At 70.4% G+C, this 12,725-nt stretch carries 12 protein-coding genes; 6 read left to right on the forward strand and 6 right to left on the reverse strand.

The features are described 5' to 3' along the window. Positions 1-155 precede the first annotated feature (155 nt). From D0T12_RS20515 to D0T12_RS20530, 4 genes are all read left to right on the forward strand, one after another. Positions 156-1,055, forward strand: coding sequence for a helix-turn-helix domain-containing protein (locus D0T12_RS20515; RefSeq protein ID WP_158581556.1), 900 nt, complete (start codon positions 156-158; stop codon positions 1,053-1,055). 370 nt (positions 1,056-1,425) lie between these two features. Further along, positions 1,426-2,592 carry an NAD-dependent epimerase/dehydratase family protein gene (locus D0T12_RS20520; RefSeq protein ID WP_117401270.1) on the forward strand — a complete coding sequence of 389 codons (1,167 nt, stop codon included), beginning with the start codon at positions 1,426-1,428 and terminating at the stop codon, positions 2,590-2,592. A 14-nt stretch (positions 2,593-2,606) separates the two neighbouring features. Then, on the forward strand, positions 2,607-3,374 hold the full coding sequence (locus tag D0T12_RS20525) for a class I SAM-dependent methyltransferase (RefSeq protein WP_117401271.1): 768 nt from the start codon (positions 2,607-2,609) through the stop codon (positions 3,372-3,374). After that, positions 3,374-3,880, forward strand: a complete 507-nt coding sequence (locus tag D0T12_RS20530; RefSeq protein WP_117401272.1) for a GtrA family protein — start codon at positions 3,374-3,376, stop codon at positions 3,878-3,880. The genes D0T12_RS20525 and D0T12_RS20530 overlap by 1 nt, the downstream gene beginning before the upstream one ends. On the opposite strand, the gene D0T12_RS20535 is transcribed toward D0T12_RS20530, so the two are convergent. Both D0T12_RS20535 and D0T12_RS20540 read right to left on the reverse strand, forming a co-directional pair. Then, positions 3,769-4,596, reverse strand: a complete 828-nt coding sequence (locus D0T12_RS20535) for a glycosyltransferase family 2 protein (protein WP_117401273.1) — start codon at positions 4,594-4,596, stop codon at positions 3,769-3,771. The two genes, D0T12_RS20530 and D0T12_RS20535, sit on opposite strands and share 112 nt — an antisense overlap. Further along, positions 4,593-5,540 (reverse strand): NAD-dependent epimerase/dehydratase family protein, encoded by a 948-nt coding sequence (locus D0T12_RS20540; RefSeq protein ID WP_233526188.1) that lies wholly within the window; start codon positions 5,538-5,540, stop codon positions 4,593-4,595. Before D0T12_RS20540 ends, D0T12_RS20535 begins: the two co-directional genes overlap by 4 nt. Before the next feature lie 97 nt (positions 5,541-5,637). Here D0T12_RS20540 and D0T12_RS20545 point away from each other — a divergent pair, with 97 nt between their 5' ends. Then, the gene (locus tag D0T12_RS20545; RefSeq protein ID WP_147339562.1) at positions 5,638-6,912 is read left to right on the forward strand and encodes a hypothetical protein; all 1,275 of its coding nucleotides are present in this window, start codon (positions 5,638-5,640) and stop codon (positions 6,910-6,912) included. Here the strand turns inward: D0T12_RS20545 and D0T12_RS20550 are convergent. From D0T12_RS20550 to D0T12_RS20565, 4 genes are all read right to left on the reverse strand, one after another. After that, the gene (locus tag D0T12_RS20550) at positions 6,855-7,550 is read right to left on the reverse strand and encodes a family 16 glycoside hydrolase (RefSeq protein ID WP_199487587.1); all 696 of its coding nucleotides are present in this window, start codon (positions 7,548-7,550) and stop codon (positions 6,855-6,857) included. The two genes, D0T12_RS20545 and D0T12_RS20550, sit on opposite strands and share 58 nt — an antisense overlap. Before the next feature lie 4 nt (positions 7,551-7,554). Further along, positions 7,555-8,760, reverse strand: a complete 1,206-nt coding sequence (wecB, locus tag D0T12_RS20555; protein WP_117401276.1) for a non-hydrolyzing UDP-N-acetylglucosamine 2-epimerase — start codon at positions 8,758-8,760, stop codon at positions 7,555-7,557. A 183-nt stretch (positions 8,761-8,943) separates the two neighbouring features. Continuing rightward, positions 8,944-10,194 carry a glycosyltransferase family 2 protein gene (locus tag D0T12_RS20560; RefSeq protein WP_117401277.1) on the reverse strand — a complete coding sequence of 417 codons (1,251 nt, stop codon included), beginning with the start codon at positions 10,192-10,194 and terminating at the stop codon, positions 8,944-8,946. Then, the gene (locus tag D0T12_RS20565) at positions 10,191-10,427 is read right to left on the reverse strand and encodes a hypothetical protein (protein ID WP_117401278.1); all 237 of its coding nucleotides are present in this window, start codon (positions 10,425-10,427) and stop codon (positions 10,191-10,193) included. The genes D0T12_RS20560 and D0T12_RS20565 overlap by 4 nt, the downstream gene beginning before the upstream one ends. Before the next feature lie 278 nt (positions 10,428-10,705). Between D0T12_RS20565 and D0T12_RS20570 the strand changes: the two genes are divergently transcribed. Continuing rightward, positions 10,706-12,517 (forward strand): DUF2334 domain-containing protein, encoded by a 1,812-nt coding sequence (locus D0T12_RS20570; RefSeq protein WP_199487588.1) that lies wholly within the window; start codon positions 10,706-10,708, stop codon positions 12,515-12,517. Positions 12,518-12,725 lie beyond the last annotated feature (208 nt).

Consider the following 12,725-nt stretch of genomic DNA (forward strand, 5'->3'; position numbering starts at 1 on the left):
GCTTGGCTGCCTCCCGCCACTGCTAGATAATCCCGTCCATGTCTCCCGCCTCCGCGACCGGTGAGAATCCGTTCGCGGCACTTGGTGTCACCGCATCGCAACAGGCCATTTACTCTGCGTTGCTCTTCCATCCCGGCAGCACGTTGGGTGAACTGGTGAAGCTGACGGGCGAGCCACGGGCCCGGCTGGCGGCCCTGCTCACCGAACTGGAGGCCCTCGGCATGGTCGGCGTCGACGCCTGCGCCGGTCCGGCGGCCGGCGAGCGGAACGATCCGAGATACGCGCCCTACCCACCGGACGCCGTCGTCGAGGCGCTGATCCACAAGCGGGAGACCGAGTTCATCCGCGCCCGCATCGAGGCGAAACGACTCAGCGGCGACCTGCTGGCCGCCGAGCAGCGCACGAACCCGCAGAAACTCGTGGAGGTCATCGACGGGACGGACGCCGTCGCGCAACGCTACGAGCAGGTGCAGCGCGCCGCGGTCAAACAGGTCAAGGCCATCGACAAGCCGCCCTACACCGTCGACCCCGTCGGCCCCAACGAGATCGAACGGGAACGGCTCGCCAACGGGGTGGAGTACCGCGTCATCTACACCCCGGAATCCCTCGCCATCCCCGGGAAACGCGACGTGGTGCGGCAGGACGCCGTGCTCGGCGAACAGGCCCGCGTGCTGGAGAACCCGCCGACGAAACTCGTCATCGTGGACGACGAGATGGCGCTGATGCCGCTCCAGGGCGACGAGCCGGGGATGACCGCCGTCATCCGTCCCTCGACACTGCTCGACATTCTCATCAGCGTGTTCAACAACTGCTGGGAACAGGCCACGCCGCTGCACGCCGACCGCGAGTCCTGCGACGTCTGGCCCCGGCTGTCCGACGCCGACCGGCACCTGCTGACCCTGCTCGCCGCCGGCCTCAAGGACGAGGCCGTGGCCCGGTACACCGGCATGGGCGCGCGCACCGTCAGCCGGCACGTCGCCCGCCTGCTCCGCACGCTCAACGCCCGCACCCGGTTCCAGGCGGGGGTGCACGCGGCCCGCCGTGGTCTCGTCTGACCGCGCGCCCCTTACGATCTTTAGAGCCCCCGACCGAGGTGCGCGCGGCCGCGCGCCGCAAGGAGACGTCCCGTGAGCTCGCCCCCGCACCGCTGCTCGACCTCGGGCATCTCGATCTCCGGATGGTTGCCGTCACTTGACGGGGGAATGTGGGAACTTCCGGCGGTGCCCGTGCGGTTACGCAGGTGATGCGACCACGGTGGGGCGGTCTGTAGGGTGTCCGCCAGGTGAGCCGGGAAGCCTGGTCGGCATGGCGGTGACGGCTCGGCTCATGTGAGGGAATCCATGCTTATCGCGGTCTTATCCGGCCTGCCTTGACTGAGGCGGTTCCGGTTCCCTTTTCACACCCCTGTACCAGCGGGAGAGATGCATGCGTGTTCTAGTTCTCGGCGGCGACGGATACCTCGGCTGGCCGACGGCCCTCCACCTGTCGCGCCGCGGCCACGACGTCGCGGTCGCCGACAACTTCGTCCGGCGCCAGTACGACTACGAGCTGGGTGTGGAGAGCCTGGTACCGATCGAGTCGCTCCAGACCCGGATCGCGGCATGGAAGGACGTGACGGGCGAGTCCATCGGCATTTACGTCGGTGACCTGACCGACGCCGACTTCACCTACGAGATGCTGCGCGACTTCCGTCCGGAGGCCGTCGTGCACTTCGCCGAGCAGCGGGCCGCGCCGTACTCGATGATCGACCGCAAGCACGCCGTGTACACGCAGGTCAACAATGTCGTCGGCACGCTCAACCTGCTGTACGCCATCAGCGAGGTGGACCGCGACATCCATCTGGTCAAGCTCGGCACGATGGGCGAGTACGGCACCCCCGAGATCGACATCGAGGAGGGCTGGCTGGAGGTCGAGCACAAGGGCCGCACCGACCGCGTCCTGTACCCCAAGCGGCCCGGGTCGTTCTACCACCTGTCGAAGGTCCACGACAGCCACAACATCGAGTTCACCTGCCGGATCTGGGGGCTGCGCGCCACCGACCTCAACCAGGGCGTCGTCTACGGGCAGCAGACCCCCGAGACCGTGCTGGACGACCGTCTCGCGACCCGGTTCGACTACGACGCCGTGTTCGGCACCGTCCTGAACCGGTTCGTCATCCAGGCCGTGCTCGGCCACCCGCTCACCGTCTACGGCACCGGCGGCCAGCGGCGCGGGATCATCGACATCCGCGACACCGTCCGGTGCATCGAGCTCGCCTGCGAGAACCCCGCCGAGCGCGGCGAGTTCCGGGTGTTCAACCAGATGACCGAGGCGATGTCCGTCCAGGAGCTCGCCGACACCGTCGCGCGATGTTTCCCGGGGGGCGTCGAGATCGACCACCTCGACAACCCCCGCGTCGAGAAGGAAGAGCACTACTACAACGTCGTCCACACGCGGCTGCTGGACCTCGGCCTGACCCCGCACCTGCTCTCCGATACGCTGATCACTTCGCTGTTCGACGTCGCCAAGCGGTACGCGGACCGGGTGCGTCCCGAGGCTCTGCTACCGAAGGTGAACTGGCGTGACCACGCCAGTCCCGTGCAGGAGACGTGACGATCGGGAGCCCCATGAGCGACGCACAGGGCGCGTTCACCCGCGCCACCGGCCGCGGCCTCGGCGATCGGGACGCCGAGGCGGCGGGGCCGGACAAACCCCGCTACCGCCGCTACCAGTTCGACCTGATCGCCCCGCACTGCGGCGCCTCCGTGCTGGAGGTCGGCGCGGGTCTCGGCGAGTTCTCCGCCCAGTTCTCCGGCCTCGCGCGGCTCGTCGTCACCGACGTCGATCCGGGTGCGGTCGAGCTGGCGCGCAAACGCTTCGCGCCGGACGGACGCGTCGCGGACGACATCGAGGTCCGCGTGTTCGACCTGGACGCGGGCGATCTCCTCGACCGGCCCGTCCACTCCGCCGTCGCCATCAACGTGCTGGAGCACTTCGAGGACGACGCCGCCGTCCTGGCCTCGCTGGCGCGGTCGGTCGTCCCGGGCGGCACGGTCGTGCTGTGGGTCCCCGGCTACCAGAGCCTCTACAGCGACTTTGACCGAAAGGTCGGGCATTTCCGGCGGTACACGCCCGCGACGCTGCGGGACGCGATCGTCCGCGCCGGGCTCGGCTGCGAGCTGGCGCGGCCGGTGAACCTGCTCGGCGGGCTCGCCTGGTGGACGGCCATGCGGCTCGGCCGGGCCCAGAAGCCGAACTCCGGCGCCGTCGGCATGTACGACCGGGTGATCGTCCCCGTCACCCGGGTGCTGGACCGCGTCCTGCCCGTGCCGTTCGGCCAGTCGGTCCTCGCGGTCGCGCGGGTCCCGGCCGACGCCGGGACCGCACCCGACTGATGCGCGGATTCCGGCTGATCTTCACCCGCTACACGGTCGGTTCGGTGCTGGCCGCCGTGCTGAGCGAGGCGACGCTGCTGCTGACGTACGGGCCGGGGCTGCTCGGCCCCGGCGCCGCGTCCGTGGTCGCCTGGGGCGCGGGCGCGGCGCTGAACTACGTCCTCAACCGCTGGTGGGCGTGGGGGCGGCGCGGACGCGCGTCACTGTGGCGCGAACTCGTGCCGTACTGGGTGATCGCCGTGGCGAGCATGGTCCTGTCCGCTTGGGCGACGGGCGCGGCCGACCGGTTCGCCCCCCGGCTTGTGGAGTCCGACGCGCTGCGGACGGCGTTCGTCGGCGGGGCGTTCCTCGCCGTCTACGGTGTGATGTTCGTGGTGAAGTTCGTCCTGTTCCACTACTTCGTCTTCGCGGGCGCCCCGACGACCCGTTCCGCGGAGGCGGGGGCGGAGACGACGGGCTCGGCGCGGCGTTCCCGCCACCAGGTCCCGATCACGACCCGCGAGTAGCGGAAGCCGTACACGAGGTTCCCGCCCTTCTTCGTCTTCCCGGCGGCGCGCAGCCGCATCGTCGCGGGCACCTCCCGCACCCGGTACCCGCGCGAGATGACGCCGATGAGCAGCTCGGACGACTGGTACTGCGGCTGCCGGAGCGTGACGGTGCCGGTGACCTCCGCCCGCATGGCGCGCAGCCCGAACGAGGTGTCGGTGATGCGCTGCCCGGTCAGCACGCTGACCACCCACGCGAAGACGTGCACGCCGACGCGGCGGACGCGGTCGTAGGTCTCCTGCCGTCCCAGCAGCCGCGACCCGGTGACGAAGTCGGCCTCGCCGTCCAGCACCGGCCGCAGCACCCGCGGTATCTGCGCCGAGTCGTACTGGCCGTCGGCGTCGGTGGTGACGATGAACTCGGCGCCGCCCTCCCGGGCCAGCCGGTAGCCGAGGCGCAGCGCCGCGCCCTGCCCGCGGTTGACCGGCACGTCGCAGACCATCGCGCCGTGCTCGCGGGCGACGGCGGCGGTGCGGTCGGTCGCGCCGTCCACCACCACGATCACGGCGGTGTCATGCCCGGCGACGCTCGGGGGGATGGACCGGACGACGTCGCCGATGCCCCGCTCCTCGTCGTAGGCGGCGATGACGACCGCGATCGGGGGGAGTCGCGTCCCGTACTCGGCGGTGAAGGCGGCCACGGCCGCGCGGTCGATGCCGACGTCGTCCCGGCTCATGCGACTTCCACGGGCGCGAAGTCGGGCCACACGGTCTCCATACCGGTGCGCAGGTCGTGGCGCGGCTCGTAGCCGAGCTCGCGCGCCAGGGAGATGTCGAGGACGACCGCGGGCATCTCACCCGCCTTGGCCGGCACGTACTCGGTGGGAATGGGCGCGCCGGTCACCGCCCTGGCCGCCTCGATCAGGTCGTTGACGCTGGTGGAGAGGCCCGACCCGACGACGAGCGGGCCGGTGTGCCCGGTGCGCCACGCCAGCAGCACGGCCTGCACCACGTCGTCGACGTGGACGTAGTCGCGCAACTGGGTGCCGTCGCCGTACACCTGGACGCCCTCGCCGGCGCTCGCGGCCCGCATCAGGCGCGGCACGAAGCTGTCCTTGTGCCGCATCCCGGGACCGTAGACGTTCGCGAAACGCACCGCGCAGGTCTGGATGCCGTACACGCCGGTGTAGGCGCTGAGCAGCATCTCCGCCGCCGCCTTCGTCGCCCCGTAGGGGGTGAGCGGCCGGAGCGGCAGCCGCTCGTGGATGGGGGTGCCGCCGACGTCGCCGGTGACGGCGTTCGTCGAGGCGAACACCACGCGCGGCACCTCGCGCTCGCGGCACAGCTCCAGCAGGGCTGCGGTGGCGTCGACGTTCAGCCGGTAGACCCCCGCCGGGTCCTCGATCGACCGCAGGACGGAGGTGGCCGCCGCGAGGTGCACCATTCCGTCCAGATCCGTGGAGACGGCGGCGTCGCGCACGGCCGGGTCGCGCAGGTCGCCCACGACCGAGCGGACGGCGGGATCGGGGTGCGGACGCTGATCGACGACGACGGGTTCCGCTCCGGCGGCCAGCAGCGCCCCGACCAGGCGCCCCCCGATGAATCCGGACCCTCCCGTCACCAGCACCCGCCTACCCGCGAGGCCGGCATCCTCCTGCCGGTCCATCGCCGTTCCACTCATGGGTTCACCCGCCGTACGCTCGTGGACATATGATCGCCGACCCTAACGGAACCGGACGCCGGACACCGAACTCCGCCCCGTGGATGAGAGGCCAGCGGTGACCCATGTTCTCGTGATGGGCCTGCCGCTGGTGGCGGGACTCGCCCTGGCACTGCTCGCCGAGCGTGGCCGGTGGGCGCCGCCGCTCGCCGTGGCGCTGGCCGTCGGCGCGGCGCTGCGCGTCACGGTGATGCTGATCGCCGCCCAGGACACCTTCCAGCCCTACGACCTCGACGAGGACTTCCGCAGCACCGCCGACACCGTGCTCGACGGCCGCGACCCCCTCTTCTACCTGCGGGAAGGCGGCTGGCACTTCCTGCCGATGCTGGCCTACCTCCTGGCGGGCGTCCGGTACCTGAGCGAACTGGTCGGGCTGCCCTGGGAGGTGGCCGGACGTGTCGTGCCCGTCCTCGCCGACCTCGCACTGGTGCCGCTGGTGGCGAAACTCAGTTCGGACCCGTCGTCGCGGGTCCGCGCGCTGCGGAGCTTCCAGTACGCGTGCGCGCCGGTGGTGCTGATGGTGAGCGCCCTGCATGGCCAGTTCGCGCCGATCACGTTGGCGTTGGGCGCGGCGGCGCTGCTGGCCGCCCGGGGTGGACGGGCGCATCTCGCGGGCGTCCTCATCGGGATGTCGGTGACGTCGGCGAGTTGGTCGGTGCTGCTCCTGCCGGGCGTCCTGTTGACGCTGCCCGCGCTGCGGCAGCGGATCATGGTGCTCGTCTGGACGGCCGCGGTCCCGTTGGCGTTCCTGCTCAGCAGCGTGCCGCTCCTCGGGACGCCCGCGGGCCGGCTGCGCGAGAGCCTGTCGGCGTCGATGGGGACGCGGCCCGTGGCGGGGGACTGGGGCTGGTCCGCGGTCGTGACCGGCGGCGACCAGGTGGTGTCGCCCGGGTACGGGACCGTCGGCACCCCGCTGCTCGCGGTCGCGTTGCTCGCCGCCGCGTGGTGGTGGCGCCGCGCCGATCCCGTCTCCCTGACGCTCGCGCTGCTGCTGGTCTTTCTGATCGTCACCTACCGGTTCGGCACGCAGTATCTGGCGTGGCCGGTGCCCTACCTGCTCATGCGCTCGACGAGCCGCGGCGCCCTGCCCGTGATCGCCGTGAGCGGCGTCTGGGCCGCGTTCGGGTATCTGTACATGTCGCGTCTCGAACCGGTCGCCTGGCGGGAGGCGCACGTCTGGTGGGCGCTGTCGTCGCTGCTGGTCATCGCGCTCCTCGTGTACGCCCTGCCGGGACGGCGCCGGGACGGTGGCGACTCTCCGTCCGATACGTCGGGTCAGGGACGAGGGTGGACGGTGATGTCGCGGAACTCGACCTCGGCGTCCTCGGTGTAGAGGCCCACGGACCCGCCCGTGTACGGGCGTTCGGTGTCGGTGAACGTGGTCAGCAATTCACCGTCCACGCGGACGGCCATGCGGGGACCGTTGTGCACGACGCTGACCGTGTACTGGCGGCCGATGGAGAAGCGGCCCCCGCCGGTGGCCAGGAAACGCTGGCCACCCGGGTAGGCGGGATCGCGTTTGCCCAGCTCCCAGCCCGTGGGCTTCGGGATGAAGTAGTAGAAGTGGCCGTCGTCGGAGTAGGCCCACACGATCCAGGCCGCCTCCCAGGGGTTGGGCTTCCCGACCCGCAACTGGGCGACGGTGCGGGCGCGCAGGCGGAACTCCATGTTCCCGTGCCGCTCCCGGGAGACCACCAGACCCGCGTGCGTCTTCGCCGGGTCGGTGGCCTTCTTCGGACACAGCGAGATGACGTCCCCGCGCGTGCCGTTGAGGCCGTGCCCGTCGTACACCGACCGCCAGGGGCCGTGGACGGTGCCGTCCCGCCACCGGACGAACGCGTCCCCGCCGCCGCGGTCGGCCACGATCGACACGGCCGCGACGGTCAGGAGGGCGGCCAGGGCGAGCGCGGGCGACCACCGGAGGGCACGGGTCGCCCGGTGGGTGGTGGGGTGGTCGCCGACGTCCGGCATGGCATCAGTCCGACGCGACGGCGCCGTCTGCCCGGGTGCCGTCTGACACGGTGTGTCTCGGCAGGTCGCCCGTAGCGGTGCCGTTCGAGGCGGCGGGGCCTAACGCGGGACGGTTCTCGGCGTCCGGCCGGAGGCAGTCGCGGATCATGGCGCCGATGATACGGTCCGCGGCCTCCCCGTCGCCGAAGGGATTGACGGCACGGGCCATTCGGTCGTGTTCGTCCGCGTCGTCCAGCAGGAGGGACGCCATGGCGAACACCTCGTCCGGGTCGGTCCCGACGAGCCGCGCCACGCCCGCGTCGATCGCCTCGGGCCGTTCGGTGGTGGCGCGCAGGACCAGCACAGGTTTGCCCAGGCTGGGGGCCTCCTCCTGGACGCCGCCCGAGTCGGTCAGGACCAGGTCGCACGCGGCCAGGGTCGCGGTGAAGTCGGGGTAGCCGAGCGGCTCGCGGATCGTGACGCCGGGGTGGCCGGACAGGCCGGGCAGCAGCGACTCGCGCACCGTCGGGCTCCTGTGCAGCGGCAGCAGCACCTCGCAGTCGCCGCGGTCGGCGAGGCGCCGCACGGCGCCCGCGAGCCCCCGCATCCCGCTTCCCTGGTTCTCGCGGCGGTGCAGCGTCACGAGGATCCGCCGCTTCCCGGTGGTGCGGAACGCCTGCTCGCCGGTGCCCTGGCGCAGCATCCAGTGCAGGTTGTCGATGACGGTGTTGCCGGTGGTGAGGACGTCCGCCGCCGGGATCCCCTCGGCGCGCAGGTGGGCGGCGGCGCGTTCGGTCGGCGCGAAGTGCCAGTGGGCGATGCGGCCGATGAGCTGCCGGTTGAGTTCCTCGGGGAACGGGTTGTACAGGTTGCCGGTCCGCAGCCCGGCCTCGACGTGGGCGACGGGGATCTGTTCGTACGAGGCGGCGAGCGCGCCGCACATCGCGGTGGTGGTGTCGCCCTGGACGATCACCACGTCGGGACGTTCGTCGCGGATGACGGTGTCGAGCGCGGTGACGAGCCGTCCGGTGAGTCCGGACAGCCGCTGCCGGTCCCGCATCACGCCGAGGTCGGCGTGCGCCCGGACGCCGAGGGCCGCCAGCATGGGCGTGAGCATCTCCCGGTGCTGGCCGCTGCTCACCACGATCGGTTCGCAGACCGGGGAGGCGTCCATCGCCCGGACGACGGGGGCGAGCTTGATCGCCTCGGGCCGGGTGCCGAGCACGACCATGGCGCGAATCGTCGTTTCGGCCGCGCCGTTTCTTGGCCGGTTCCGGGCAGGATGACGCGGGTCGAGAACGGCCATGTTCTGGTCCTCGCAGACGTGGTTCGGGGTTGGTCGGGGGGCACGTGAAGAGGCCGCCGAACGGAGTGCTCCGGGCCGTCACGCCGAGAAGGGTCGGGGGAGAGGAGGCTAGGTCCGCGCGGTCTTGAGCCAGCCGTGTCTGCCCATCAGGACACGGCCGAGGGCCCACCAGCCCGAAACGAACCAGATGTAGCCGTACAGCACGTAGAGGTGGCCGAGCAGCAAGGAGTACGTGCGGCTCACCGGCTCACGTTTGCGGTAGACGAACGCGTAGGCGGCCGCCATGCCGAAGGTCATCACATAGAACCAGGGCAACCACCACGGTGAGAGCAGGCTGTGCCCGGTGCGGATCGACGCCACGGCCGTGTCGCCGATCATGAGGGCGAACGAGATCGGCAACAGTGACGTGAGCAGCAGCAACGCGGGGCTCGACAGGTGGTAGAGCAGGTCCGCCGCCGGTCGCGGCGCGATGCCGCGCAGGATCAGTGGCGCCAGCCGGGAGGCCTGGATATGCCCCTGGAACCAGCGGGATCTCTGCCGCAGCAGCCGCCCGAGCGTGAGCACGGCCTGCTGGTGGACGGCGGCCGTGCCGCAGTAGGCGTTGCGCCACCCGGTGGCGATCAGCCGGACGCCGAGGTCGAGGTCCTCGGTGAGGCAGTCGCTCCAGGGCTTGCCGGGCAATGATCGCAGCGCCGCCAGCCGCATGAACTGGCCGTTCCCGCCCATGCCGACGCTGCCGAGATGGCGGCGGGCGTTCTGGAAGATCTCGCCGTAGACGACGAACTCCATGTCCTGGAGGCGGGCGAGAAGCCCTTTGCGGCGGTTGTACATGCGCACGCCCACTTGGACGGCGCCGATGCCGGGGTCGTTGAAGTAAGGGTCAACTTGCTCGGCGGCGTTCTTGTCAAGTCTGCCGTCAGCGTCGATGACACAAATGATGACTTCCTGTGGATCCTTACCGTCGAGGATCGCCGATTCACGCAGCCACTCCAGCCCGGCGTTGAGGGCGGCGCCTTTTCCTTTTCGAGCGTCCGGGAAACGGCGCTGGTAGAGATGGACTCGGCCGGGTTCGGCCACCTCGGCCGCCGCGCTGACGATCTTGGCCGTGCCGTCGTCGGACGCGTCGTCCACGACGAGAACCAGAAAGTCGTTCAGGGGAAGACCGGTGAGGCGCGCCAGGCTTTCGCCGATCACCTTTTCCTCATTCAAGCATGCCAGCATGAACACATAGGTGCGTGTCTTCCCGGCCGTGTCCGGTTGTGGCGTCCGGCGCCGGGACAGAACGAACATTCCACTGTTGTAGGCGACGGCGAGCACGATGATGGCGAGGCTTCCGGCCACCGCCAGTTGGCCGATCATGGCCACTCGCTGGGCTGACGGGCCTGTGTCTCGGTGACGGCGGTCGGCCGGAGCCGCATCCGCAGACCGGCGAGAAAAAGGCCGATAGCGGCCAGGCAGTAGAAACCGAAACCGATTCCAGTGATCTGTAGAAAGACGCGTGCGACCCGCATGACCGGCGTCTCCTCCGGTGATGCCAGGATCCCGGTGAAGACCAGCAGGACGCCGATCGTTGATTTCAGGTACACCGCCACTGACCCCCGCTTCCTTACATGACGATGAGTGGACGCTCGGCTACTTCGCAGCTCCCCACTACGAAGCAGAGCGTCCGGCGGCCCAACCGGACCGAGGCTCCGCAAGTGTTCCGAGGAAACGGTACCTCGAAGTAAAGTCCCTTCAAAATCCAGAGGATGGGAAAGCTGCGAAACGGCCGGATCGTGCCACCCTGAACCGATTAACCGGGCTCCCGGCACGGTATGCCGTCAGAGTACGGAGCTTTTCACTCTTCGTTAATGGACGTGGAGGCATGACCATGAAATGGCGCAGCCGAAAAGCGGCGGCCCTGCTGGCGGCGATGCTGTCGCTGGCCCTACCGGCGGCGGTGACCCCGGCCGCCGCCGCGACCGGGAACACGGCCGCACCGCATCGGGACGGCCCGAAGTGGCGGCATGGCGACGAGTTGGCTCCCACCCGCCCGGCGTCCTCGCTGAAGCTGCGGGACTGGGCGAAGGCGCAGGTGGCGGCCGACCAGCGCAGGATGCGCGGATCCACCACGATCCGTCCGCTCCGGGGCGTCAAGGTCGCGCCCCGCACGAAGGCGGCGCGCAAGGCCGGGGCCACCTCGGCCCTCGTGCTCTACGACACGACCGGCCCGTACGGGTTCCTCGGGGAGCTGTACGGGATGGCCACCGCGAACCTGGCGGGCCACTTCGGCGCGGTCACGGCCAAGCCCGTGTCGCAGTACGCCACCGGGGAGGTCGAGCAGCACACCGCCACCATCTACATCGGCTCGACCTACTACGGCGGCGACATCCCCGACGCCGTCCCGAACGCGTTCTACGCCGACGTCGCCGCCACGGCCCGGCCCGTCGTGTGGATCAACGACAACATCTGGACGCTCGCCGGGAAGATCGGTACCTCCGCGTTCGTCCGCAAGTACGGATGGGACCCGACCCGGTCGTCCTTCGACCCGATCGGCGCCGTGAACAGGGTCGACTACAAGAGCACCCCGCTGACCCGCATCATCCCCACCGGGGGCGACGGCGGCATCCTGCGTCCGCACATCAACGACCCGGCGGCGGTGACCACGCTCGCGACGGCGCACGACACGAGCACCACACCGGCCACCACGTTCCCGTGGGCGATCAGGTCCGGCAACCTGACCTACCTCGGTGAGATCCCGTACGCCTACACCAAGGAGACCGACCGGATCATCGCCTGGCACGACCTGCTGTTCGACGTCCTCGCGCCGGACACGCCCACCCGGCACCGCGCGGTGCTGCGGCTGGAGGACATCAGCCCGGCGAGCGACCCGAACGAGCTGATGGCCGTCGCCCAGTACCTGGCCGCGCAGCAGATCCCCTACGCGTTCCAGGTGATCCCCGTCTACACGGACCCGAAGGGCGTCTACAACGGCGGCGTCCCGGAGACCATCACGCTGGCCCAGCGGCCGCAGGTGGTCAACGCCCTGAAGTACATGGTCGCCAACGGCGGCAAGATCGTGGCGCACGGCTACACGCACCAGTACAGCGACGTCAAGAACCCCTACACGGGTGTGACGGGCGACGACTTCGAGTTCTTCACCTCGCACGTCGACGCGAACGACAACGTCATCTTCGACGGACCGGTCCCGGAGGACTCCGCCACCTGGGCGGCGACGAGGATCAACACGGGCAAGGCCGCCTACGGGCCGGTCGGGCTCCCCACGCCCACGCTCTGGACGACCCCGCACTACGCGGCCTCGGCCGTCGACTACGGCGCCGTCAAGGACTCGTACGCCGCCCGGCTGGAGCGCAGCCTCTACTTCTCCGGCCAGCTCTCCGGCGGCCCCATCGACGGAAAGCGGTACATCGGCCAGTTCTTCCCCTACCCGGTCCGTGACGTCGGCGGCGCGACCGTCCTGCCCGAGAACCTCGGGAACTACGAGCCCGACGCGCAGAACAACAACCCGCCACGTCTCCCCGCCGACATCGTCCGGGCGGCCCAGTACAACCTCGCGGTCCGTGACGGGTTCGCGAGCACCTTCTACCACCCCTACTACGGAACCGGCCCGCTCACGCAGATCGTGAACGGCATCCGGGACCTCGGTTACACCTTCGTCGACCCGACGACCCTGACCCCCTAGGGCAGGACGGCGAGTCCTCCGGCACACCGGCGCCGCGCCCATAGCGGCGCGGCCCCCGCCGCCGGAGGACTCGCTTCTCCCCGTCGAACCTCACCCGACGTCGCCAAGAACCCCCCAAAGCCCACGGCCGAGCGCCCCGCGCCCGGCGTAGCCGAGTTCACTGCCGGGGGAACCCGTCGTGGTGGCCGGGGTGTCCCTATGTGTGCTG

Source organism: Actinomadura spongiicola (assembly GCF_003432485.1).
Taxonomy (GTDB): domain Bacteria; phylum Actinomycetota; class Actinomycetes; order Streptosporangiales; family Streptosporangiaceae; genus Spirillospora; species Spirillospora spongiicola.

Bases quoted from the DNA above. Each gene is read 5' to 3' on its own strand.
- D0T12_RS20530 (WP_117401272.1), top strand. From the start codon at position 3,374: ATGCGCGGATTCCGGCTGATCTTCACCCGCTACACGGTCGGTTCGGTG.
- D0T12_RS20540 (WP_233526188.1), bottom strand. From the start codon at position 5,540: ATGAGTGGAACGGCGATGGACCGGCAGGAGGATGCCGGCCTCGCGGGT.
- wecB (WP_117401276.1), bottom strand. From the start codon at position 8,760: ATGGTCGTGCTCGGCACCCGGCCCGAGGCGATCAAGCTCGCCCCCGTC.
- D0T12_RS20560 (WP_117401277.1), bottom strand. From the start codon at position 10,194: ATGATCGGCCAACTGGCGGTGGCCGGAAGCCTCGCCATCATCGTGCTC.
- D0T12_RS20520 (WP_117401270.1), top strand. From the start codon at position 1,426: ATGCGTGTTCTAGTTCTCGGCGGCGACGGATACCTCGGCTGGCCGACG.
- D0T12_RS20535 (WP_117401273.1), bottom strand. From the start codon at position 4,596: ATGAGCCGGGACGACGTCGGCATCGACCGCGCGGCCGTGGCCGCCTTC.
- D0T12_RS20525 (WP_117401271.1), top strand. From the start codon at position 2,607: ATGAGCGACGCACAGGGCGCGTTCACCCGCGCCACCGGCCGCGGCCTC.
- D0T12_RS20570 (WP_199487588.1), top strand. From the start codon at position 10,706: ATGAAATGGCGCAGCCGAAAAGCGGCGGCCCTGCTGGCGGCGATGCTG.
- D0T12_RS20550 (WP_199487587.1), bottom strand. From the start codon at position 7,550: ATGCCGGACGTCGGCGACCACCCCACCACCCACCGGGCGACCCGTGCC.